Consider the following 22,312-nt stretch of genomic DNA (forward strand, 5'->3'; position numbering starts at 1 on the left):
AAGGGACTCACCGCTTAGGATAAAACCGTCTGATATAAAGGAGTGATTCTAATGAAAACCTTACTGTTGCCATCGGCACTGGTGGACTCAAGCTGGCTGGCCGAACATCTGCATCATCCGGATCTGGTTGTACTGGACGCCAGCTGGCACATGCCGGCCGCCAAACGTTCCGGAGAGCAGGAATGGCGCCAGCAACGCATTCCCGGGGCACGTTTCTTCGACTTCGACAGTAAAATCAAAGATAACGACAGCTCGCTGCCACATATGTTGCCATCGGAAGCTCAATTCTCGCAGCAGGTATCGGAACTCGGCCTGAGTAATCATCATCACATCGTGATTTACGACAGCAGCGGCATGTTTGCCGCACCGCGAGCCTGGTGGATGCTCAGGGCCATGGGGCACGAAAAAGTGGCGGTATTGGATGGCGGCCTGCCGGCCTGGATACAACAGGGATATGCACTGGAAAGCGGCGAGCCGGCCGTCGTCTCGCCCGGTCACTTTGTCGCCCACCGGCAGGCCGACTGGATAGCCGATGCGACTCAGGTGCAAACGGCCCTGTCCCAATCTGATACTCGGGTGCTGGACGCCCGGAGTCGGGAGCGATTCAGCGGTCAGGCCGCCGATCCGCGCCCCGGCGTTCGTCCCGGTCATATGCCCGGCGCCCACTGCCTGCCCTTTGGCGAGCTGCTGGAACAGGGCCACTTCCTGCCATCGGAGCTACTGGCCCAAAAACTGGCGTTACATCTGGCGCCCGAACAAGGCCTTATCTGCAGCTGCGGCTCGGGCGTGACCGCCGCCATTCTGGCCCTGGCGGCGAACCTGACCGGCCACAAGCAAGTCGCCGTTTACGACGGCTCCTGGACCGAGTGGGGTGGCAACCCCGACCTGCCGGTGGTTACCGACAACTAAAAAAGTGCCCGCCATAAGGCGGGCACTTTCATTTTTATTAGCTTATTTTACCGGGCTGCCTTATTCGGCAGCAGGTCGTGCCGCCACACCCATCTTCAGCGCCAGCCAGATCACCAGCACCAGGCTTATCATCACCGACAGGTAGTTGGTGCCCATTTCCGGAAACTGGGTACGCAGGAATGCCGAATAACCGAACACCCCGATCAGGAAAGCGAGCAGAGTACAGAGGGGAGTGTCACCCTCCATCGGAACGCTCAGATATTCCTGATACAACATGTACGCGGCCAGAGCCAGCGCAATGATGGGGAACACGGAAAATGCCAGCTGGCTGACGCTCAGGGTCGCCAGTGTGGCGTTACCACAAAGACCAACCAACAGCGCTAGCAAGATAGGTTTACGACGGATTTGTTTACTTCCTGACATGGTCATCCTTCCTAATGTAGGGCCTAGAGCCTCTTCGCTTTATTATATGCATCTGCGCCCTTGGCAATGATACGCAGTTGCAGGGTCATACGTTCGGCCAAAGCCGCACGTTCTTTTTCATTCATGTCCAGCGCCTCGGCCCCGGCACTGAACACGATGGTAACCATCGCCTGGGCCTGGGTCTCGGCGTAGCTTCGGCTAGTTTGTTGCTTCTCTTCCAGATAATCTGTGAGCTCGGCGGTAAAATGCTGAATTTCGCGGCCTACCGCCTGACGGAATGCGGCCGAAGTACCGGAACGCTCCCGCAGCAACAACCGGAACACATCCGGACTTCGCTCGATAAACTCCATAAAGGTTTTTACCGAAATCTGGATAACACTACCACCATCGGCAATGCGTTGACGAGCCTGACGCATCAATTGACGCAGGGTCAGACCCCCTTCATCCACCAATGTCAGCCCCAGCTCTTCCATGTCCTTGAAGTGACGGTAAAAAGAGGTGGGTGCCAGTCCCGCCTCCCGCGCGACTTCGCGCAGACTCAGACTGGAGAAGCTGCGTTCGGCGCTCAACTGGCGAAAAGCCGCATCAATCAGAGTACGTCGAGTCTTTTCTTTTTGTTCTGCGCGAATGCCCACTGCACACCAGGGTCTAACATGTTAGTAATAGGATCATACCCCTTTGTCATCACGCGGTCAGCTCCAAGAGGTCAATTTGTAATTGACGCTGGCCGGTATTAAATATGAAAATAGTGTACAGCTGTTCGCTCAATGGATAACAAGATGCGTAAACCTCCTCTGCTCTGGACCAACCTTTTGCTGTTTTCAGCCACCGGCCTGGCCACCATGGTACTGGTTCCCTGGTACGGCCTGACTCAAGGCTATGATGGCTGGCAATGGCTCGCCATGCTGGTGCTGTTCAGTTACAGCTGCCTGTCGATCACCGCCGGTTATCATCGCCTGTGGGCGCACAAGGCCTATGACGCCCACCCCCTGTTGCAGTGGGTGTTCGCACTGGGCGGCGCCCTGTCTTTGCAGAATTCCGCCTATCACTGGTGTGCCGATCACCGGCGCCACCATCGTCATGTGGACGATCTGGACAAGGACCCCTATTCCGCCAGCCGAGGCCTCTGGTTCTCGCACATGGGCTGGATGCTGCGTCACTACCACACCCCCGACGACAGCAATGTCCCCGACCTCAAGCGCAACCGCATCCTGCAGTTTCAGCACAGGCACTATCTGGCGCTGACCCTGATGATGAATATCGCCTTGCCTTTGTTGCTGGGCGTCTGGCACGGCGATGTCTGGGGCATGCTGCTGATGGCCGGTGTGTTGCGCCTGTTCCTCGGCCACCATGTGACCTTCTTCATCAACTCCCTGGCCCATTACTGGGGTCGCCAGCCCTACACCAGCAAGAACTCGGCCCGCGACAACGATCTGCTGGCGGTACTGACCTTCGGCGAGGGCTATCACAACTTCCATCATCTGTTCGAATTCGATTATCGCAACGGTATCCGCTGGTGGCATTACGATCCCACCAAGTGGTTAATCCGTACCATGAGCTGGCTGGGCCTGGCATCCAGGCTACGCACCTGCCCCCAGGAGCGAATCGAACAGGCCCAGCTGGAACGCCGGCTGGAGGTGGCCCGCCAGAAGATACTGCGCCAACAGCAGAATGCCGATACCGAGCAGTGGCTGGCGCTGTTGCACAGCGAGTACGATCGCTTGCTGCATCAGCTCAAGAGCTACTATCAGGTGCGCAAGAGCCTGCTGGACCTGAAGAAAAAGGCCGCCCGCTGCAAATACGAAGAGCTGCGTCTCAAGCTGAATTGTGACGAACTGAAAGCCGCCTTCACCACACAGCGGCGCAACTGGCTCAAACTCACTACCCAGTTTGCCTGATGGCACAAATGGCATTACCGAATAAGGCGGGATATCCCGCCTTATTTATTTTTTGCTGATAATACGAACAAGGTCACTGTTATCCCCTACCCTGAACACTTCCCTTTGACAAAAACTCTGCAAAACACCATAGTCTTCGCCATTTTAATTCGACAGCAAATGTACGTTTAACTTTACAGTCAGCAGGAGCAGCAAGACGTGGAAAAAAGGGCGCAGTTCAGTAGCAAGCTGGGGTTCGTGATGGCCGCCGCCGGTTCGGCCATCGGCGTGGGTAATATCTGGGGCTTTCCCACTCAGGCGGCGAGTAACGGCGGCGGCGCCTTTCTGCTGGTTTATCTGCTGTTTATCTTTCTGCTCGGCTACCCCATGCTGGTGGCGGAAATCACCATAGGTCGTCACGGTCAGGCCACGCCATTCCGGGCCCTGCAAACCCTGACCCGCAATCCGCTGGGCAAGGTCATCGCCGGTCTGGTGGGACTGGCGGCGGTGATTACCGTCAGCCTGATCTTCACCTTTTACGCCATCGTCTCCGGCTGGTTTGTCGCCTATGCCCTGGAGCCATTGGCCAGCATGGCCGGCGCCCATGATGCCGCCGGCTGGCTGACCGGCTTTTCCACTTCCCGCAACCTGGTGTTCACTCTGCTGTTCGCCCTGTTGAGCCTCTATGTGGTCAGCCGGGGGCTGGAGCAGGGCATCGAAAAGTGGTCGAGCCGGCTGATGCCGCTGTTACTGGTCATGTTGGTGCTGCTGACCGGATACATGCTGTCGCAGCCCGGTGCCGGTGAAGGTCTCGAAGCCTATCTGGTACCGGACTTTTCGCGGGTACTGAACGGTGAGGTGCTGATTGGCGCCCTTGGACAGAGCTTTTTCTCGCTGTCTCTGGGGGCGGCGGTGATGATGCTGTATGGCTCCTACCTGAGCCGCCAGGCCAGCATTCCTGCTCTGGCCGCCCAGGTGACCCTGCTCGACACCGGCGTGGCCTTTCTGGCCGGTCTGCTGATCCTGCCCGCCATGTATGTGGCCCAGCACAACGGTGTGCCCATTTTTGCCGAAGACGGCAGCCTGCTCAGCTCGGATACTTTGGTGTTCTCGGTCTTGCCGGCGCTGTTCGACACCATGGGCCAGGCCCAGTATCCGGTGGCCTTCGCCTTCTTCCTGCTGATGATAGTGGCGGCGCTGACCTCCGCCATCTCCATGCTGGAGGCACCGGTGTCGCTGGCGATGGAGTCCACCGGGCTGTCGCGCATCAAGGCCACCTGGCTGATGACCGCCCTTTGTACCCTGGTAAGCGTGATTATCGTGTTCAATTTCGGCGCCCTGTTCGGGCTGGTGATCACCCTCACCACCCAGTATGCCCAGCCGCTGGTCAGCCTGTGCATCACCCTGTATGCCGGTTGGATCTGGCAGCGCAACAAGGTGCTGGCCGAGCTGAAGTCGGGCTGCCCCGAGCTGGAACAGGGCCTGTTCTGGAAGATCTGGCCCTGGTACGTACGTTTCGTGTGTCCGGTACTGGTGCTGGTAGTGATTGTTCAGTCGATAGGTAACTAATACCAAACAGCTTAAATAACTGATCTATTCGGTTACTCTGTAGAGGTCGAACAAAGGGACCGCTCCACCGACACGCTACAAGTACATCCATGTAAGGCTCCGCCGCGCCATCCCTGGCGCGGAGGGTCGGCGGAGCAGATCCCTTTATCCTCCCTGAAGCCAGGGAGTTGCCTGTTGGCGTCGTCTACAGGCAACTCGGTGCAAGAGAAGAGGCAACAGAGATCGACTACCACGACCGTGAAATGCCATGGACGGCATTTCCAAGCCCCCAGGGGGCAGCTTGCTGCCTGCATCAAGTTTGGTGATGGACCAAACATCCAGTGAATGTTTGCAGCCATCGCCAAGCGCAGATGGCCTTAGCCCATGGCGTGTCGTGGGAGGCGGCTGTGTTACCTCTGATCTCGGGGTTAAAATGATCAGATGTTTATTCAAACTGGTATTACTCACGGGTAAACCCGCGATAGAAACTGATGAACAATAGACAGACCCCGGGCCGACTTCAAAAGTCGGCCAAGGGTAATACATGAATCAAAAAACGGTTCAGTTAACCAGCCCGGCGCGCTCGCTGAAGCCCGCCACCCTGGTGCCGGACTCTTCACCGGCCAGCGCCAGCAGAAAGGCGTATTCCCGCGCCAGCTCATGATACGCCTCGAAACGGCCGGACTTGCCACCGTGGCCAGTGTCCATGTCGCAATGCAGCAGCAACAGATGGTCGTCGGTTTTCATCTCGCGCAGCTTGGCCACCCACTTGGCCGGTTCCCAGTACTGCACCTGGGAGTCATGCAGACCTGTGGTCACCAGCATGTGCGGATACGCCTGCTGCTGCACCTGATCGTAAGGGCTGTACGACTTCATGTAATGGTAATATTCGGGATCCGCCGGGTTGCCCCACTCGTCGTATTCGCCGGTGGTCAGCGGAATGGAGTCATCCAGCATGGTGGTCACCACGTCCACGAAAGGCACCGCCGCCACCACACCCTTGTACAGTTCAGGCGCCATGTTGATGACCGAGGCTACCAGCAGGCCCCCGGCGCTACCACCGGACGCAAAGACTCGCTCCTTATCGCCATAACCCTGCTCTACCAGCTCGCGGGTGACGTCGATAAAATCGTGAAAGGTGTTCTCCTTGCTGAGCAGTCGACCCTGCTCATACCAGTCCCGGCCCAGCTCTTCGCCGCCGCGCACATGGGCGATGGCATAAACGAAGCCGCGATCAAGCAGGCTCAGCCGCGAGCTGCTGAAGTCCGGATCCATGCTGGCACCGTAAGAGCCATAGGCGTACACCAGCAGTGGGTTGCTGCCATCATTCTTGAACTTGTCGGCCCGGTATACCAGCGACACCGGCACCTTGGCGCCGTCCCGCGCGGTCACCCACAGCCGTTCGCTGCGGTAATCATCGGCATTGAACTCCTTGCCCACATATTGCTGCTTGAGTTCGCGTCGCTCCTGGGTGTCCATGTTCACTTCATAGATAGTCGTCGGCCGGGTCATGGAGGAGTAACCGTAACGCAACCAGGGAGTATCGTCTTCGGCGTTCACCCCCATCCAGGTGACATAGGCGGGATCATCGAAACGAATATCGTGTTCGCGACCATCCTTGCGGTGGATCTGGCGCAGGTGCACCAGGCCTTCGCTGCGCTCTTCCAGCACCAGCCAGTCGCGAAACAGGGAAAAACCTTCCAGCAGCACCTCGTCCCGGGCCGGGATCAGCGGCTGCCATTGCTCGGCAGTGCCGTTTTCCGCCAGATAGAGGCCAAAGTTGGCACCATCCTTGTTGGAGCGGACGTAAAACCGGCCCTGATAGTGTTCGACATCGTATTCGTGACCACGCTTGCGGGGCAGAAACACCTGTGCCGGTGTGGTGGGATCGTTGGCCGATACCAGGCTGATTTCGCTGGACACCGTGTTCCAGGCACCAATAACGATATAGTCTTCGGAACGGCTCTTGTAGATGCTGGTATAAAAGCTGGCATCCTGCTCTTCATGCACCAGCACGTCTTCGCTCTGGGGCGTCCCCAGGGTGTGACGATAAACCTGATAGGGCAGCAGGGTATTTTCATCCTGCTTGACGTAAAACAGGGTCTTGCCGTCGTTGGCCCATTCCAGATTGCCGGAGGTATTCTCCAGCACCTCATCATACAGCTCGCCGTTTTGCAGCGATTTGAATCGAATCTGATACTGACGGCGGGACACAAAGTCTTCGGCGAAGGCCAGGGTCTGCTGATCGGGGCTGACGGCCACCTGACCCAGGCCGTAATAGGCCTGATCCTTGGCACGCTCGTTGCCGTCCAGCAGCAGTTCTATTCGTTCGGGCTGCTCTTCGGGATGGCGTTCGATAATGCCGTATTCCAGTCCTTTCTGGTAACGGGTCTGATAGCGATAACCGTTTTTCAGATAGGGAACCGAGCTGTCGTCCTGACGGATACGGGCAATCATCTCCTGATACAGATCTTCCTGCAGTACATTCAGCGGAGTCAGTACCTGCTCACTGTACTGGTTTTCCTGTTCAAGATAAGCGAGCACCTGCGGATCGTCACGCTCGTCATCGCGCATCCAGTGATAATTGTCGACCCGGATGTCGTCGTGATTGTTCAGAATGTGAGGAATTTTATTGGCGACAGGGGGCTTTACGTCCACATCGGTACCTTTAGCGTAGGGTTTGGCACAAGCCACCCATACTAACATCAAGCAAAGCTTCGCCCTATTGCGCATACCGCCACTCCTTTATCTTCGACAATCCAAAAGTGGACGAATTTTAACCAGACAAGAAAGCGTTTACCAAATTATTTACTGAAAAAACCGTATAAACACAGTATAAAAACTCGAATGGAGCCAGAAAGCACCGGCTCCTGCATGAAAGTCACTACTTACGTCGCCAACTGCCATCGGCCAGTTGGATATAATGCCCACCGGCGGTACGTTCGATATTCAGCTGACCGGCGCGACTCTGTACCACCGTCAGGCTGGTACCGGTTCGTCTGGCGATTTCCTGATAATTTTCCAGCCGTTTGCGATTGATGTCATTGGCGATGACATTGACCTCGCCACTACCACGTACCACCCCTACCAGGCCATTCAGCTGTTCGCCGATCAGGCCCTGTTGCTTGGCCTGCTGCAAATCCAGCGCCCAGGCCGACCAGCTCAGGCTGGCCACCAATATCACTGCTAACCACCGCATAGAGACTCCCCTAGAACAAGTCCTGTTCCTGTTCGAACAACTTTTCCAGCTCCCGATCGACCCGGACCCGGATTTCATGATCCACCTTGACGTTCAGGTTGACCGTAATGGGCTTGTCCGGCACCACCACCTCCACCCGGGGCGTACAGGCGCTCAGTAACAAACTCAGTGACAAGCTCTGTAACAAGGGGCCAATCATGGCCGTACCTTTACGCATTTACTCGCTCTCCCCCTGTAGCCTGGCCGGTAATCGCTCACTCAACTCCTGAGCGAAACGCAGGCTGGCCAGCAACTGTAGCAGGTTTTCCTGGTGGCGATAATTGAAGTTGACCGGGTGCATGTTACCCATCACCGGCGCCTGCCCCCGTAATCGACTATCGATAACTGCCTCGCCAGTGGCCGCCATCGAAATATCTGCCTCCAGACGCTGGTAACGCAGGTCACTGAGCAGCCCCAGAGTCAGCCCGAGCGACAGGTTGCTCTCTCCTGTCGCCAGCAACGGCTCACCTGCCTGATAAGAGACCCAGCCATTATCACTATAGGCTTTTCCTCCGCTGATACTAAAGCTGGGGTCAAATGAAAACGGCAGCCGTCCGTGTAGTTTGCCACTGCCGGTCAGCCCGGTGACACCGGCATAGCTCAGCACCTGTTCCAGCGAAATGTCGCTCAGGTGCACCTCGCCATTCGGCGTCGCGCTCAGCGCCATGGGAGCAAACGCCAGCCGGCCGCCAAAGGCCCGGGCCGTCAGGCCGGACAGCCAGGGCTTGCCTTTTCGCCAGTCCAGGGCGGCGTGAATATCGGTCATGGGCACCCCCACATCGAACCGCGCTGCCGACAGGGCCTGGGGGCCGATACTGCGCAGCCTTGCTTTGTCCCATATCAAATTGAAGCTGGCGGCCAGCTGCTCGGCATGCATGTCCCGGTAGCTCAGCTGCCCCTCGGCCAACGTGGCCTCCAGCGTTATCGGTTGCCCCGTATCGAGCAGGTTCGCCGCCAGCAGCGACAACTGCAGCTTGCCCGTCTCAAATGCCAGCCCTACCGGCAGTGCCAACCAGCCATTCAGCCACTGCCACACCTCGGTAACCGGTAACGACTGGTTCGGTATTGTCAGCGCCAGCCCCCGGTCATAATGCCAGTCGCCTGTCAGTTGCAGACCGCGCGTCAGCTCCAGAGTCACCGCGCCCTGGCGCCGATCCGCACCCGCACCGCTCAGCAGCAACGCCGCACCGGGCAGCGTTTGCTGTTGCCAGCGCCCCGGCTGCCAGCTCAGGCGCGCGCGCCAGGGGCCGTTTCGCATCATATTCCCCACCGGCGCCAGCTCCAGTCGATTAAGCTCCAGCTGTTTCCAACGCAGCCGCGCCACCTTCAGCCGCGAGTCCGGCAGTAGCTGCCAGCCGGACTCGCCCTGCTCGGCCGCCAACTGCAACTGCCAGGTGCCGGTCAAGGGGGCCGGCAGCTCGCCCCTGGCCGCCAGCCGCAATGGCTGCCCCGGCTGCCAGCCACCGTTGAAAAACAGTGGCTGCTGCAGGACGGGAGTCATCAGCATTCCCGGCAACTCCCCCTGCCAGCGCCAGCCCTGCTGCTCCGGCAATAATTCCAGCCGTGCATCGCCGGCATCCGTATGCCAGATAATCTCGAGATGTTGCCGGGTGTGGCGCAGTTCGGCGGCACCGGTAACGATGGCCTCGGGCAGGTGCAGGGTCAGGTGGTCGATATGAAAATCGATGGCCGGCAGCGTCAGCAACAGCGACAAGGCGTCGCCTTCTCCTTCGGCGGTGCCGCCGCCACTGCGAGAGCAGCTCAAGTCCAGACTCAAACGCTGCAGTCGCCCTTCGATGCGGCCTTCATTCAGTTGCAGCGCCAGGCCTTCGGCCTGTTCTTTGGGGCAGGCCGGCACCTGCGCCCGGGCCAGAGTCGCCTGCACCTGTAGCCACGCCGGCAAGGGCTGCGTCTGCGCCAGGGCCGGCCACAACAGCCCGATGCAGAGCAGCAGTGATCGTCGTGTTTTCATCTTCAAGCGATTCAAAGGGGCACCTTCATCAAATCGGCTTGCGCCGCGGCATACAGGCATTAAGCTGAACACAACAGGGGGTGATTCAATGGACAAGATCGTGTTCTGGGGCATTATCGCCATCGCCGCCATGGTGATTGGCCGACGGCTCTATACCTACTTTTATAATAGCGGCCAGCCCCGGCATAGTCTGGAGGTGATGGTGGCGAACAAGCGCACTCGGGAGTTCATGGGTCGGACCCGTAAAGATCCGACCGAGCTGCCACCGCCAAGAATGCAGTATTACGTGACCTTCCGGCCGCTGGAAGGAGGAGACGAACGGGAATTTCGGGTGGCCCAGCATCTGTATGAACAGCTCGAGCAGGAAGAAACCGGCACCCTGGTGTTTCGAGGCCGCCGGTTCATCGCCTTTGAACCGGACGAAACTATCCTGGATAACGACTGAACACCGCCGTGTTACCCTGCTTGTCGAAACTCAGCACCTCATAGGGTGAGCCGGGAATATCCATGCCCGGGGCACTTTGCGGCATGCCGGGAATGGTCAGGCCCCGTACCGCCGGCTTTTCTTTCAGCAGCCGCCGCACATCCGCCGCCGGTACGTGCCCTTCAATCACATAACCCTCGATCACACCGGTATGGCAGGAAGCCAATTCGGGTTTGACCCCGGCCATCGCCTTCACCGGGCCCAGATTGTCGCCATTCACTACCGTCACCTCAAAGCCGGATGCTTCCATGTGCGTCACCCAGTCTTCACAGCAGCCACAGGTTTCCGATTTGTACACGGTGAGCGATGCCGCCAGCACGGGACCGGATAACAGCACCCCCGCCAGACCATAAAGCCAGTTTTTCATCATGGTTACCTCTACATTATCATTGTCGTTCGGACAAGATTAACAGCCGTGATCGGCGCCGTCTTGATTCGGCACGGTATTCAGTGCAACGACAAAACGGTATCCTGCTATCATTGCGCCATCTTGTTGTCTTACCTGGAGTTATTATGTCTTATCTGGCCGTGAAACACGCCCACATGATGTTTGCCCTGCTCAGCATCATACTGTTCATGCTGCGCGCCTGGCTGGCCGTGCCGTCGCCTGCCAATATCAAAAGCAAACTGCTGAAAATACTGCCCCATGTCAACGATACCCTGTTGCTGGGTCTGGGCGTGTGGCTGGCCATCAGTAGCCAGCAAATCCCCTTCGGCAACAGCCCCTGGCTCACCGCCAAGGTCATCGGCCTGGTGCTGTATATCGTGATTGGCACCATCGCCATCAAGCGCGGCAAGACCCGCGGCCAGCGTCTGGCTGCCTTCCTGGCTTCCATCGCCATCTTTGCCTACATCTACGGCGCTGCCGTCAGCAAGTCTCCGCTGTCCTGGCTGGCGTTGTAAGTCCAATCCAACCTGTCTTGGTTTCTGAGGCAACAGGGCTGCCTCACCCGACTCGCTACGGGAAAATGACACTCGTTGTTTCAGCTTACTGCGAACATTCACTGGATGTTCGGTCAAGCTGAAACAACTCGTCTCGGCAAGACAAGCTTGCCCCATCTAAGTTCACACATGCCATCTGACCGCCAGGGATGGCAGGAATGTCGGAACGGCAGGAGCATTTTCCGGCCTTGGCATGTGATGGTCGGGTGAGACAATCCCTGTTACCTCCTCTCAACGCCCGAGTTGGCTGTCGGCGGCACCAGAAGCTAACTCCGATGCATCAAGGAGGACAAAGGGATCTGCTCCGCCGACCTTCTGTTTCAGGGATGAAACAGAGAGCGTACAAGGATGTATCTATAGCGAGTCGGCGGAGCGGGCCCTTTGTCCGATATCCAGGCGTTTAACAAAGCTCATGGCTCCACCACCGGAAACACCGGAAACGCTCCGGGCTGCAGCCAGTTCCACTCCTCTTCCTGATACAGGGCATTGGCCGAACGCGGATCCATCGGCACCAGCACATCTCCCCGCTGCAAGGTCACCGTGGCTCGCGTCACTGCAAGCTCTGTCTGCAGCTTTTCCCTCACTCCCGGCCGGATTTTGGTCTGGGGCCGCACTCCGGTTATCTCCAGCCTGTCGCCCGGGTCGACAGGGTATCCAGTGTCGTCAGATAGGTGTCAACGGTCCGGCTGTCGGGTAGCGACTGCTTATTTTCAAGCTCAAAGGGGGTTGGCGGTATCGATTTCCCCCAGGCCAGGCTGCTGCACAGCAACAGAAAAACCACTGAAACCCTCATGTCGACTCCAGCAAGATGGTTTTATTTCAATTACTTATACACACAAGCACAAAAAAAAGACAACGATGACCAGCGTCAGAATCAGACCATCAATAAGCATTTGTAGAAAAATGGCGACAGTCTGCCCCGAAAAGGTTGCGACAAAACTTGTCACACCCCGAGCCTAGGATAGAATCATACCAAGCAAGAGGGCATCACCATGAGTAAGAAGCTATTAAGACAATTGACCCTGGCGCGCTGTGTTCCCTATCGTCCGTACAAGCTGACCGCACGCCAGCTGCAAGAAAAACTGGAAGAAGAAGGCATTCAGGTCAGCCTGCGCACCGTGCAGCGGGATCTGGAAGAAATGTCCGGCATGGGACTGTTCGATCTCACCTCCGATGATCGCAGCAAGCCTCATGGCTGGTGCTTTGAACGCAATGGCTTGAATGACTTCGCCAACTTCATGCCGCTCAGCCTGGCCATGGCACTGAAAACCTGGAACGACCAGGCCGCCGACCTGCTGCCGGCCAGCGTGCTGAGTGAATTGAACCCGATTATCGACAAGGCCACCCAGGTCATCAACGACAGCCAGAGCGAGCTGGCCGGTCGCTGGATGGAAAACGTGGTACGCCTGCCCAAGCCATTCGCCGGCAGCCCGGACATTCGTCGCGCCACCACCATTCGTGACGCCCTGTGGCGCGGCCGCAAATTCAGCGCCGAGATCAAAAGGGTCATCAAGGGCCGTACCGTCTGGCTGCGCTACGAACAGGTAAATCCGCTCGGCATCGTCAGTCGTAAAGAAAGCACCATGCTGCTGTGTACCGTATCGGACATGGATCCCAAGATTTACGGCATTCCCTTCGAGCACATCAAGGATGTAGAGCTGACCAGCCGTCCGGTGACACAGCCACGAGAGTTCAGCGTCAACAAGCTGATCCGCGAGAAGGGTTACCATGAAGAAGCCGATACCATCCATTTTGTCGGCCGAATCACCCACCCGAACCGGGCCATTATGGAAGACGCCATTCCAGGCAATAACCCCAGGTTGACCCGCTACGACAAGCAGAGCATGATGGTGGAAACCGACGTCAAGGATTCGCCCGAATTTCGTCGCTGGTTGACCGATATGGCGGGTAAAGTCGAGATACTGGCGCCAGAATCGCTGAAAAAAAGCTGAGTTAACATAACATTACCGATCTCGGGGGCTGACTGATTCGGCCCCTTTGTTTTTTCACGGAGTACCGGATGCGCGACCTCTATTTTGAACCGGCCGAACCGGATTGTGATGCCATTAATATCGGCGTCATCGGCGTCGGCGGTTGCGGTGGCAACACCGTCAACCTGCTGGCCGACGGCGCCCTGCCCGAGCACGTTCATATCGTGGCCATGAATACCGACGCCAAGGCGCTGCAGCAGAGCCAGGTCAACACCCTGCAACTGGGCAAGATACTGACCCGGGGCCTGGGCGCCGGCGCCCAGGCCGAAATTGGCCGACAGGCTGCCGAAGAAAGCCTGGACGAGATCCGCGCCCAGTTGAATGGCGCGGATTTGTGCTTTATTACCGCCGGCATGGGCGGCGGTACCGGTACCGGCGCCGCCCCCATCGTCGCCAGGGTGGCGCGTGAACTGGGAGTGATGACGGTGGCCATCGTCACCCGTCCGTTCGGCTTTGAAGGCAAGCAACGCGCCAAAGCCGCCGACGAAGGGCTCAAGACCCTGGCCGAACACACCGATGCCCTGCTGGTGCTGCCCAACGACTACCTGCTCAAGGTACTGGGCGCCAAAACACCGCTGCTGCAAGCCTTTACCGAAAGCAGCAAGGTCATTCAGAACGCGGTCAAGGGTCTGGCTGACATCATCGGCCAGACCGGCCTTATCAATATCGACTTTGCCGATGTGCGCACCATCATGAGCCAGCAGGGCAAGGCGGTGATGGGCATCGGCCTCGGCAATGGCGAAAACAAGGTGGCCGACGCCACCCTGCAGGCGCTGAATAATCCGCTGCTTGAGAAGGTAGAGCTGGAGCGCGCCCGGGGTGTGCTGCTGAACGTGGTCGCCTCGATGGACATCGGCCTCGATGATTTCCAGAAAATCGGCGATCAGGTCGCCGAGTGCGTGGGCGAATACGCTACCGTGGTGTCCGGCATCAGCCTGGACCCCAATCTGGTCGACAGCATACAGGTGACCATGATCGCCACCGGCATACAGCTGCCGCAGGAAACCATAGCGCCGTCCCAACCGCAGCATCAGCCGCAAGCCGCGCCCTCGGAGCCCACACCGGAAGGGCTGGATATTCCCGCCTTTCTGCGCCAGCGACAGCAATAACGAAAAAGGCCGGTGCAATGCACCGGCCTTTTTACTTCACCGTTGTTACGACCGGCTCACCTTAACCAAAGACGTTCAGGCACCAGGTAATGGCAGGAATTGCCACTATGTCGATAAGCACGGCACCACACAGCGGCGCCACAATAAAGGCCTTGTGCGAAAACACCTTGTAGCGATCGCACACCGCGCCCATGTTGGCCACGGCGTTGGGGGTTGCGCCCAGCCCGTGTCCGACAAAACCGGCACACAGTACCGCCGCATCATAGTTGCCCCCCATCAGCCGGAACATCAGGAATACCGCCAGCAGTATGATGGCCAGGGTCTGCACCACCAGGATGATCAGCAGCGACCAGCCCAGATCCGCCAGCTGCCACAATTGCAGCGACATCATCGCCATGGTCAGAAAAATGCCCAGGCAAAAATCGCTGACCACATTGATGGCGTTATCGGGCAGCGTCAGCAGAGCAAACTTCTCGTTCAGGTTGCGCAGCACGATGGCAATGAACATGGCACCGACATAAGAAGGCAGAATAATGTCGAAGTCTGCACGCAGGTGACCACTCAGCCACAAGCCGGCAATCATGGTGCACAGCACCACCGCCAGAATTTTCAGCAACAGGGTGCCGGTAATGGTGGCCGGTACCGAACGCTCCGAGGCTTCCAGTGCCTTCAGGTCATGTACCTGTTCCGCATGAATTTCGATCTTGTGCCGACTGATCAGCAAGCGGGCCACCGGGGCACCGAGCAGACCACCGGCGACCATGCCGAAGGTGGCTGCCGCCAGGGCGGCGGTGGTAGCACCGGTCACGCCCAGCGCTTCGGCTTCGGGGCCAAAGGCCGCGGCCGCCCCAAAGCCGCCTTCCAGCGACACCGCACCGGCCATCAGACCCAGCAGCGGGTGTTCACCCAACAGGGAGGCAATACCGATGCCCAGCCCGTTCTGCAATAACGCCAGCAACCAGCAGGCCACCAGATAAATGCCCAGCACCTTGCCGCCTTTTTTCAGCAGCGCCAGGCTGCCACCCAGACCGACGGTGGCAAAAAAGGCAATCATCAACGGGGTTTGCAGGGCGGTGTCGAACTTGAACTCGACGCCTCCCCAGTGGCGGGCGGCCCACACCACCAGCGCGAAACCGAAGCCGCCGATCACCGGCGCCGGTACACACAACTGGTGCAACAGGGGTACCTTGCGCTGCAAGACCAGTCCCAGCATCAGCAACAGGGCGGCCAGCGCCGTGGTGTTCATCACATCGAGAGTAATGAGATTCATCTTATTTCCCTATATCTACAACTAATTACAACATCAACCAAGACCGGCGAGTGACGCGGTCAGGGCCGACAAAGGGTGTCAGCCGGCAAGCCGGGCCAACAGACGGGCGGCCACACGGGCCGTATTCGAGTGCCGATCCCGAGCCGGGTTCAGCTCGGCGATATCGGCCATCTTTATCTTGTTGCTGGCCTTGATGCGCTCCAGCGCATATTCCAGCAAGCCCAGATCCATGCCGCGTGCGGCCGGCGCACTGACACCCGGCGCCAGACTGGCCGGCAGCACATCGAGACAAACGGTGACATAGAGCAGGTCAACCTCATCGATCGCCTGATCCAGCGCCGCATTCAGCGGCGCTATATCCCAGTTGTTCAGCTCTTCATCCCGCACGATACGGGTATTCAGCTGGCTGGCGCGCTCAAACAGGGCGTCGGTATTGTGGTAGCGGCTGACGCCGATACAGGTGTAATGAAACGGCAGACCCCGCGCTTCACAAAGCGCGGCACACTGGTTGAACGGGGTACCGGAGCTGGCCCGTGCCGAACGGCGCAAGTCCAGATGCGCATCGAAGTTGATGATGCCGATGCGAGGAGCGTCCTGCCGGCGGCACAGATGATCGACCAGACCGCTGAAACTGGCATAGGCAATCTCGTGCCCGCCACCCAGGCCAATCACCCTATGCCCCGCATCCATAAAGGCGGCCACCTTGTCGGCATACAGCGCCTGAGCGATTTCCAGCTCATCGTCGTGACAATGCACATCGCCACCGTCGTAGAGGGGCATATCCAGATGCCAGGCCAGGTTGGCGGTGGCCGAACGCAGCGCGCCGGGGCCGGCGGCCGCGCCCGCCTGGCCCTGATTACGGACCACGCCGGCATCGGAACAAAACCCCAGCAGTACCAGACCGGCAGCCTGATCACCCGCGATCGCCTGCACCTGCTGGTGCCAGCGCCGGGCCAGCTCACCTTCTTCATGATCTACCCGCCCCTGCCACAAAGACATGTCGGCGGTGCTATATCCGGTGTGTTCCATTACGACTCCTCACAAAATTGACTAATAGCTCATGGCACCCAGCCGCGCGGCGGCATCGCAAGCCCAGCGAATCCACTGACTCTGGCTGCCGCCAACCCGCTCGGCGGGTGCCATCAGGCTGATGGCGCCGAGCAAATGTTCCCGGCTGCCCATGACCGGAGCGCTGACGCCCCAGACTCCCTTGTCTATTTCGCCCTGTGACACCGCGTACCCCTGCTCCCGCACCTGTGCCAGTGCCTGCATCATCAGGGTGCGCTCTGCCGCAGGCAGCTCCGCCAGTATCTGTTCGCGCAGCGCCTCGTCCATAAACGCCAGCAAGGCTCTGGCGCTGGCGCCATGGCGCAACGGTTGGGAATACCCTTTCTGATAACAGCAGCGCAGGGCCTGAGAGCTGTCGATCATCTCGACACACAGCGCCCGGTTGCCGGAAATCATCATCAGGGCGGCACTTTCTCCGGATCGTTCCGCCAATTCGGCCAGCAAGGGCCGGGCCCAGGTCAGCACGCTGTTTTGATGCTCGAAACCGGCGGCCAGCTGAACGGCCATGGGGCCGGGAGCATATCTGCCGCTTTGGCGTTCCTGCACCAGTGACCAACGGCACAGCACCGCCAGATAACGATAGGTGCTGGACAGTGGCAGACCGGTCAGGTCGGCGAGTTCGCGGGCGGTCATGGCCTCCGGGGCCGTCACCAGGGATGACAACAGCGTAAACGCCTTGTCCTGAGAGCTGATTTTAATGGTCATGATGCTGTCCTCACGGCGCACATTGCCTGAAAAAACGACGATGTAAACTTGGATTCTCAATATGCGAGAATATCATGTAAATATAGTGCTAAGTTTCTAATGAAAAACCGCATGATTTACCATGATTTAACATTCATGCTCGCCAATCCGTAGCCGAATGAGCGAGGTCATCCTCGGCATGATGTCGAACATAAAAGGTACCAGTCGTGTCTGGTTCGTGAGTGAAGCAGTGGAGTACGGAGGCGATAAAGAGGGAAAAGCAGGCAAGAAAAAGGGCAAGCCAATCGGCCTGCCCGTCATGAAGAATACCAGTTGATTATCCGGGTCACCAACCTGGATAACTGTACTTCGAAAGCAATCTAGGGTCTCGAGTAATATTAAATCCCCGAAAACCTTAAAAACCCAGCATTGATTAACCAATGTTTGATATCGCTCGCGTTATTGCATTATTGCCGAATGAAAGCGTGAGCACTCTCACATCGCTACAGGGCGATATCCACCCATACCAGCCGGTGATCCGAGCTGTCCTTGCGCTCCGGCCAACCCCGCCGGTTCCAGAACAGTTCGCCGTCCGTTTCGCCAGGGGCTTGCCAGTAAACGCCACTGGCCAGTGCCTGCAGGCTGCGCCCCGGCAACACATAATCGAGCCGCAACCCCTGACTGTGGGTCCAGAAACGCGGCGATCCCCGCCGCGATGACATGCCTCGCAGCGCAAAGCCGCCGCGTGAGGCGGGTCGCAGCCGGCCAAGGGCCACACTGCGATTAAGCGCCGTGTCGGCCAGCAAGGCCTGAATGCCCGCACGAAAACCATCGCCATCCTGCGGATCCGCATTCAGATCCCCGAGGATCACGAAGTCCGACCCGGGATCCAGCCCGCCCCGGTTACCCGCGTCATCCACCAGATAGTCACCACGTCCGGGGCTCACATAGTCATGCCACAGGCGCAGCTCGTCGTGATTGCGGCAGCTGTTTCGTCGCTCCGGGCCTTCGTCGATGGGCGGCGCCGGATGGCAGGCCAGCAGATGCAGCACCCGGCCATTGGGCAGGCGCACCGGCAGGTCGAGATGATTCTTGGACGACAGCGGCAACACCGCCAACGCCTCGGCGCCGTAATAGCTGCCGGACTCGGTCATCGGCAGGCGGGCACCGGGCATGTTCCGCCATAAAAAACTTTGAAAACTGCGCATTCGATCGAATAACAACGGAAAACGCGACAACACCGCAAAGCCGTACTGACCGTGAAAGGCGCCAAAGCCCAGGCCGTCACCGGGCAGCGTCGGGATGCCCGCGCCATGTAACGCCACCGGGGCCAGCAAACCGGTATTGGTGGGCACCAGATAGCGATAGGGGTACTCGATGCCCCGCTCGCCGACGGCCAGGTAGTCGGCACAAAACCGCCGCAGGTGATGGTCGTCACGGCTTTCGCCGTCGTGATCAAACTCGTTCAGCAGCAACACATCGGGCCGGATATGCTGCACAATACGGGCGATATTCCGCGGCTGGCGGTGGCCCGCCGCCAGATCGGCCGCCAATTGTCCCGGCCGGGCGCGATCCAGCGCCACATTAAAGGTGGCAACTCTCACTTTTGAAAACGACATCATGTAGCTGGCTTGCCTTTATTGTTCAAACTGTCATCATTCTTGTATTAATCGCTGTTTTTCAAGGATGAAAACGATGTTCGGCACCATAAGTCTGATTTCGCTGGCGCTATTTGGCCTGCTGTATGCGCTGCGCCGCCGCCAGGAAAGCTTTTTGATCACCATAGAGGGTGTCCACCTCAATGTGAAACGGGGACAACCACCCCAGACGCTGATCCGCCATTGCCAACAGCTGATGCAGGATGCCCGCACCCTCAAGGGTACCATTCGCGGCTTCAGGAAAGGTGACGGCGTAGTGCTCAGTTGCTCGCGCAGCATTCCCGCTTCCTACCGCCAGGACATTCACCTGTTCTGGCAGCAGCAGTCTTGAACAGCCAATCATATCGAGCTGCCATAATGATCAATCACAGCCCGAAATCGGCCTCAAATTTGCCCCGGCACTCTTGACCTGAACCCGATTTCCCGCTTTGCTGGTGATATTACTCTTGATGAGGTTTAACGATGAAATTATATCCCCTGTTACTCTGTGGTCTGCTGGCCGCCTGTTCGAGTCAGCCTGAGGTCGAACAGGCCGAGAAGCCGACCCCCGCCACCAGCAGCCAGTCTCCCCAGGAAATTACTCCCAAGGGAGAATTTGCCCAGATTGATGTCAGCCGCTCCCAGCAGGCGATGGACGCCATTACCAGCGGTAATGCCGATACCATCAACGAGATACTGAAAACGCCCAACGAATACGCGCCACCGGTGCTGTATCTGATGTCGGCCATCATGTTCGACAACGACTATCAGGATCAGGCCACCTTCTGGTATTACGCCGCCCAGCTGCGGGCGCGCAGCGACGCCAACAAATCCGGCGACGACACCGCCCACACCGCCGTTAATCAGCTTAATCAACGCTTTGGTGTTCGTATTGCCCCTTATTCCATGAGCAACCCCCAACGACTGCAAGGCATCGTCAGCCAGGTGCTGGAATGGGACAGCGAACAGAGCCGCAGCTACGATCCGCGCTGGATTGCCCTGCAGGGTAAAGACGTGGTCACCGAGACCAAAGTCGACTTCGCCCCTCGTGAAAGATGGCAGGAAATCGACGCCCTGACCCGCGGCCAGTTCCGCCAGGGACTGGAACAGGCGCTGACCAAGTTACGCGAAGCCCCGGCCCAGTAACACCGCCTCTTTACCGCTTTCACTCACATCCCGGTCTTTACCGGGATGTTTTATTTTGTGACCCTGATAATCTATCGCTCATTGCGAAAGGCGGCGTCACCATCGACCCTCGTCGATTTACACTCCGCCTTGCACCGCGAACTCGTTGAATTACCTACCAGGATCACAGGAGATCACCTTAATGAACGCGTCGTCCCATCATCCGGTTCACGTCTGGGACTGGTCCATCCGCCTTTTTCACTGGAGTCTGCCGCTACTGCTGTTTTTGCTGTGGCGCTCGGCCGGCGAGGATATGGATCAGCACATGCTGTTCGCCCAGCTGCTGCTGGGGTTGCTGCTGTATCGCATTATCTGGGGCTTTATAGGCACCCCTTATGCCCGTTTCAGCCATTTTATCTACCATCCGGGCCGGATCATCGGCTACCTGCGCGCCAGCCTCACGCCGCACAAGCCGGTGTATCTCAGCCATAATCCGCTCGGCGGCATCATGGTACTGGTGATGCTGGCTACCCTGCTGTTTCAGGCCGGTACCGGCCTGTTCGCCACCGACGACATCTTTTATGAAGGGCCCCTGTATCGCTACGTATCGGGCGCCACCGTCAGCTGGATGACCGACTGGCACAAGTCCTGGTTTTATGACGGCTTGCTGCTGATTATCGGGCTGCACGTGCTGGCCATCGCCCTGTATCGACTGCGCGGAGAAAACCTGGTCAAGCCCATGCTCACCGGTCATAAAGAGGCCCCGATCAATCGCGTGGCCGATCGGCTGGAGCGCCATCCGCAGGCCTTTCCCTGGCTGCGCTGCATGCTGTCTGCCGCGCTGGCGGCCGGCACCATCTGGGCGCTGTTCAACGCCGTCTGATTTCCGCTATCGAATACAAAAAAGGAGCCTTACGGCTCCTTTTTTGTATTCTAACATACCGCTTAATCGCGATAGTCGTCGTGGCAGGCTTTACAGCCTTTCATCACCTTGCCCACGGCAGCACGGGCCTGGGCTTCATCGAAGCCCGGCTCGCCAGACACCGCAATCAGCTCTTGCAGCGCACTGCCAAAGGCCTTGCCCTTGGCACTGAAACCGTCCATGTCTTCCCAGGCGGCGGGCAGCATGTTGCTGTCGGCAACGCCCTCGGTGGCCGGTACATAGGTTTCACCCAGCAGCTTGCCGACATTGCCCATGTTCAGCGCCCGCTGATGCAGTGCCTCACCATCGAAGTCGATTTCGCCTTTCACCATGGCGCCCATCACCTTGGCCTGCGCGCCCATCACCTGATAGATGGACTGACGATACTTGACCAGATCATCCGCCTTGAACAACTCAGACTGGGCGGCAACACTGGTGGCGAACACGCCCCCCATGGCCAGCAGCACGACTTTTTTCAGCATTTTTTGCTCCTTTTTCGTTATTTTTCAGTACTCATAAACAGCTTCACAGCAATTAGCGGTTTACGGTAAACCATCGAATCAGGCAACGCCACCAGCAAAAAGTGAAGTTGCGACGCTACTCCTGATTAACCCAGATGAGGCCATCGGTAGCAAAGCCCCGCTCTTGAGCCTGAGCCACAAAACGGGCCTTCAATTCCGGGCTGACTATCGGGTCGCGCGCCAGCAGCCACAGATAATCGTGGTTATAGCCGGACACAAAGGCATGCCGGTAGTCATCATCCAGCTCAAACACCACGTAAGAGCCGTAGAAGGGACCGAAAAAAGACACCTTCAGATAAGCCTCCTGCTCATCATTCACAAAATAGGCTTTGCCTTCCGCCGCCTTCGGCTCTCCGCTTTGTGCATCGACCCCCCGGTTGATCACGCGAATACCGCCATCTTCACGTGGCTGATATTCGGCACTCACTCGCTCCAGCCCTCGCTCAAAGGAGTGATCCAGCCGGGCCACCTCATACCAGGTGCCCAGATAACGCTCGGAGTCGAAATTGTTGACCGGCGTTACCCCGTCCGGCATGCCCATGCAGCCGGACAGCAGCCCAACCAGAAACCAGCTCAGTATTCGCATCCTTTT

At 58.2% G+C, this 22,312-nt stretch carries 25 protein-coding genes; 11 read left to right on the plus strand and 14 right to left on the minus strand.

The window, feature by feature from the left end; translation table 11 throughout:
- The first annotated feature begins 51 nt into the window (after positions 1 to 51).
- A complete protein-coding gene (gene sseA, locus Q0753_RS03145; protein ID WP_298717102.1) occupies positions 52 to 909 on the plus strand; it encodes a 3-mercaptopyruvate sulfurtransferase in 858 nt (285 codons plus the stop codon).
- 60 nt (positions 910 to 969) lie between these two features.
- Here the strand turns inward: sseA and Q0753_RS03150 are convergent, their stop codons facing one another.
- Positions 970 to 1,332: a YijD family membrane protein gene (locus Q0753_RS03150; protein WP_298717105.1), complete on the minus strand. Its 363-nt coding sequence runs from the start codon at positions 1,330 to 1,332 to the stop codon at positions 970 to 972.
- A gap of 23 nt (positions 1,333 to 1,355) precedes the next feature.
- Positions 1,356 to 1,967, minus strand: coding sequence for an HTH-type transcriptional repressor FabR (gene fabR / locus Q0753_RS03155; protein WP_298717108.1), 612 nt, complete (start codon positions 1,965 to 1,967; stop codon positions 1,356 to 1,358).
- 144 nt (positions 1,968 to 2,111) lie between these two features.
- Between fabR and Q0753_RS03160 the strand changes: the two genes are divergently transcribed.
- On the plus strand, positions 2,112 to 3,230 hold the full coding sequence (locus tag Q0753_RS03160; protein WP_298717111.1) for a fatty acid desaturase: 1,119 nt from the start codon (positions 2,112 to 2,114) through the stop codon (positions 3,228 to 3,230).
- A gap of 198 nt (positions 3,231 to 3,428) precedes the next feature.
- Positions 3,429 to 4,778 (plus strand): sodium-dependent transporter, encoded by a 1,350-nt coding sequence (locus Q0753_RS03165; protein ID WP_298717114.1) that lies wholly within the window; start codon positions 3,429 to 3,431, stop codon positions 4,776 to 4,778.
- A gap of 540 nt (positions 4,779 to 5,318) precedes the next feature.
- Here the strand turns inward: Q0753_RS03165 and Q0753_RS03170 are convergent.
- The 4 genes from Q0753_RS03170 to Q0753_RS03185 form a co-directional block, all read right to left on the minus strand.
- A complete protein-coding gene (locus Q0753_RS03170) occupies positions 5,319 to 7,463 on the minus strand; it encodes a S9 family peptidase (RefSeq protein WP_298717265.1) in 2,145 nt (714 codons plus the stop codon).
- A 178-nt stretch (positions 7,464 to 7,641) separates the two neighbouring features.
- Entirely contained in the window at positions 7,642 to 7,956 is a 315-nt protein-coding gene (locus Q0753_RS03175; RefSeq protein WP_298717117.1) for a YdbL family protein, read from the minus strand.
- Positions 7,957 to 7,966: 10 nt separating this feature from the next.
- Positions 7,967 to 8,173: a YnbE family lipoprotein gene (locus tag Q0753_RS03180; RefSeq protein ID WP_298717119.1), complete on the minus strand. Its 207-nt coding sequence runs from the start codon at positions 8,171 to 8,173 to the stop codon at positions 7,967 to 7,969.
- The gene (locus Q0753_RS03185; protein ID WP_298717121.1) at positions 8,174 to 9,967 is read right to left on the minus strand and encodes a YdbH domain-containing protein; all 1,794 of its coding nucleotides are present in this window, start codon (positions 9,965 to 9,967) and stop codon (positions 8,174 to 8,176) included. It lies immediately after the preceding gene.
- An 88-nt stretch (positions 9,968 to 10,055) separates the two neighbouring features.
- Between Q0753_RS03185 and Q0753_RS03190 the strand changes: the two genes are divergently transcribed.
- A complete protein-coding gene (locus tag Q0753_RS03190) occupies positions 10,056 to 10,412 on the plus strand; it encodes a DUF2500 domain-containing protein (protein ID WP_298717124.1) in 357 nt (118 codons plus the stop codon).
- On the opposite strand, the gene Q0753_RS03195 is transcribed toward Q0753_RS03190, so the two are convergent.
- Complete coding sequence (locus Q0753_RS03195) at positions 10,393 to 10,821, minus strand: DUF411 domain-containing protein (protein ID WP_298717127.1); 429 nt, start codon at positions 10,819 to 10,821, stop codon at positions 10,393 to 10,395. The genes Q0753_RS03190 and Q0753_RS03195 overlap by 20 nt on opposite strands.
- A 143-nt stretch (positions 10,822 to 10,964) precedes the next feature.
- Here Q0753_RS03195 and Q0753_RS03200 point away from each other — a divergent pair, with 143 nt between their 5' ends.
- A complete protein-coding gene (locus tag Q0753_RS03200) occupies positions 10,965 to 11,354 on the plus strand; it encodes a SirB2 family protein (RefSeq protein ID WP_298717130.1) in 390 nt (129 codons plus the stop codon).
- 449 nt (positions 11,355 to 11,803) lie between these two features.
- Here Q0753_RS03200 and Q0753_RS03205 read toward each other — a convergent pair whose 3' ends face one another.
- On the minus strand, positions 11,804 to 11,947 hold the full coding sequence (locus Q0753_RS03205; protein ID WP_298717133.1) for a hypothetical protein: 144 nt from the start codon (positions 11,945 to 11,947) through the stop codon (positions 11,804 to 11,806).
- Positions 11,948 to 12,385: 438 nt separating this feature from the next.
- Between Q0753_RS03205 and Q0753_RS03210 the strand changes: the two genes are divergently transcribed.
- Positions 12,386 to 13,345 (plus strand): YafY family protein, encoded by a 960-nt coding sequence (locus tag Q0753_RS03210; protein ID WP_298717136.1) that lies wholly within the window; start codon positions 12,386 to 12,388, stop codon positions 13,343 to 13,345.
- A 68-nt stretch (positions 13,346 to 13,413) separates the two neighbouring features.
- Positions 13,414 to 14,493 (plus strand): cell division protein FtsZ, encoded by a 1,080-nt coding sequence (gene ftsZ, locus Q0753_RS03215; RefSeq protein ID WP_298717138.1) that lies wholly within the window; start codon positions 13,414 to 13,416, stop codon positions 14,491 to 14,493.
- Between the two features lie 61 nt (positions 14,494 to 14,554).
- On the opposite strand, the gene gltS is transcribed toward ftsZ, so the two are convergent.
- The 3 genes from gltS to Q0753_RS03230 all read right to left on the minus strand — a co-directional run bounded on the left by gltS (position 14,555) and on the right by Q0753_RS03230 (position 17,536).
- Complete coding sequence (gene gltS / locus Q0753_RS03220) at positions 14,555 to 15,763, minus strand: sodium/glutamate symporter (protein ID WP_298717140.1); 1,209 nt, start codon at positions 15,761 to 15,763, stop codon at positions 14,555 to 14,557.
- 78 nt (positions 15,764 to 15,841) lie between these two features.
- Entirely contained in the window at positions 15,842 to 16,792 is a 951-nt protein-coding gene (gene hutG, locus Q0753_RS03225; RefSeq protein ID WP_298717143.1) for a formimidoylglutamase, read from the minus strand.
- Positions 16,793 to 16,813: 21 nt separating this feature from the next.
- Positions 16,814 to 17,536 carry an IclR family transcriptional regulator gene (locus Q0753_RS03230; RefSeq protein WP_298717146.1) on the minus strand — a complete coding sequence of 241 codons (723 nt, stop codon included), beginning with the start codon at positions 17,534 to 17,536 and terminating at the stop codon, positions 16,814 to 16,816.
- A 157-nt stretch (positions 17,537 to 17,693) separates the two neighbouring features.
- On the opposite strand from Q0753_RS03230, the gene Q0753_RS03235 reads away from it, so the two are divergent.
- Positions 17,694 to 17,852 (plus strand): hypothetical protein, encoded by a 159-nt coding sequence (locus Q0753_RS03235; protein ID WP_298717148.1) that lies wholly within the window; start codon positions 17,694 to 17,696, stop codon positions 17,850 to 17,852.
- Between the two features lie 166 nt (positions 17,853 to 18,018).
- On the opposite strand, the gene Q0753_RS03240 is transcribed toward Q0753_RS03235, so the two are convergent.
- Complete coding sequence (locus Q0753_RS03240) at positions 18,019 to 19,137, minus strand: endonuclease/exonuclease/phosphatase family protein (RefSeq protein WP_298717150.1); 1,119 nt, start codon at positions 19,135 to 19,137, stop codon at positions 18,019 to 18,021.
- A gap of 73 nt (positions 19,138 to 19,210) precedes the next feature.
- On the opposite strand from Q0753_RS03240, the gene Q0753_RS03245 reads away from it, so the two are divergent.
- From Q0753_RS03245 to Q0753_RS03255, 3 genes are all read left to right on the plus strand, one after another.
- Positions 19,211 to 19,504 carry a DUF3634 family protein gene (locus Q0753_RS03245; RefSeq protein WP_298717152.1) on the plus strand — a complete coding sequence of 98 codons (294 nt, stop codon included), beginning with the start codon at positions 19,211 to 19,213 and terminating at the stop codon, positions 19,502 to 19,504.
- A gap of 131 nt (positions 19,505 to 19,635) precedes the next feature.
- On the plus strand, positions 19,636 to 20,298 hold the full coding sequence (locus tag Q0753_RS03250; RefSeq protein WP_298717154.1) for a hypothetical protein: 663 nt from the start codon (positions 19,636 to 19,638) through the stop codon (positions 20,296 to 20,298).
- Between the two features lie 181 nt (positions 20,299 to 20,479).
- Positions 20,480 to 21,160, plus strand: a complete 681-nt coding sequence (locus Q0753_RS03255; RefSeq protein ID WP_298717156.1) for a cytochrome b/b6 domain-containing protein — start codon at positions 20,480 to 20,482, stop codon at positions 21,158 to 21,160.
- Positions 21,161 to 21,222: 62 nt separating this feature from the next.
- On the opposite strand, the gene Q0753_RS03260 is transcribed toward Q0753_RS03255, so the two are convergent.
- Together Q0753_RS03260 and Q0753_RS03265 are read right to left on the minus strand one after the other, a co-directional pair.
- Complete coding sequence (locus tag Q0753_RS03260; protein WP_298717158.1) at positions 21,223 to 21,681, minus strand: cytochrome c; 459 nt, start codon at positions 21,679 to 21,681, stop codon at positions 21,223 to 21,225.
- Between the two features lie 115 nt (positions 21,682 to 21,796).
- On the minus strand, positions 21,797 to 22,306 hold the full coding sequence (locus Q0753_RS03265; protein ID WP_298717160.1) for a lipocalin family protein: 510 nt from the start codon (positions 22,304 to 22,306) through the stop codon (positions 21,797 to 21,799).
- Positions 22,307 to 22,312: the final 6 nt, after the last annotated feature.

The organism is uncultured Oceanisphaera sp. (genome assembly GCF_947495715.1).
Taxonomy (GTDB): Bacteria; Pseudomonadota; Gammaproteobacteria; order Enterobacterales; family Aeromonadaceae; genus Oceanimonas; species Oceanimonas sediminis.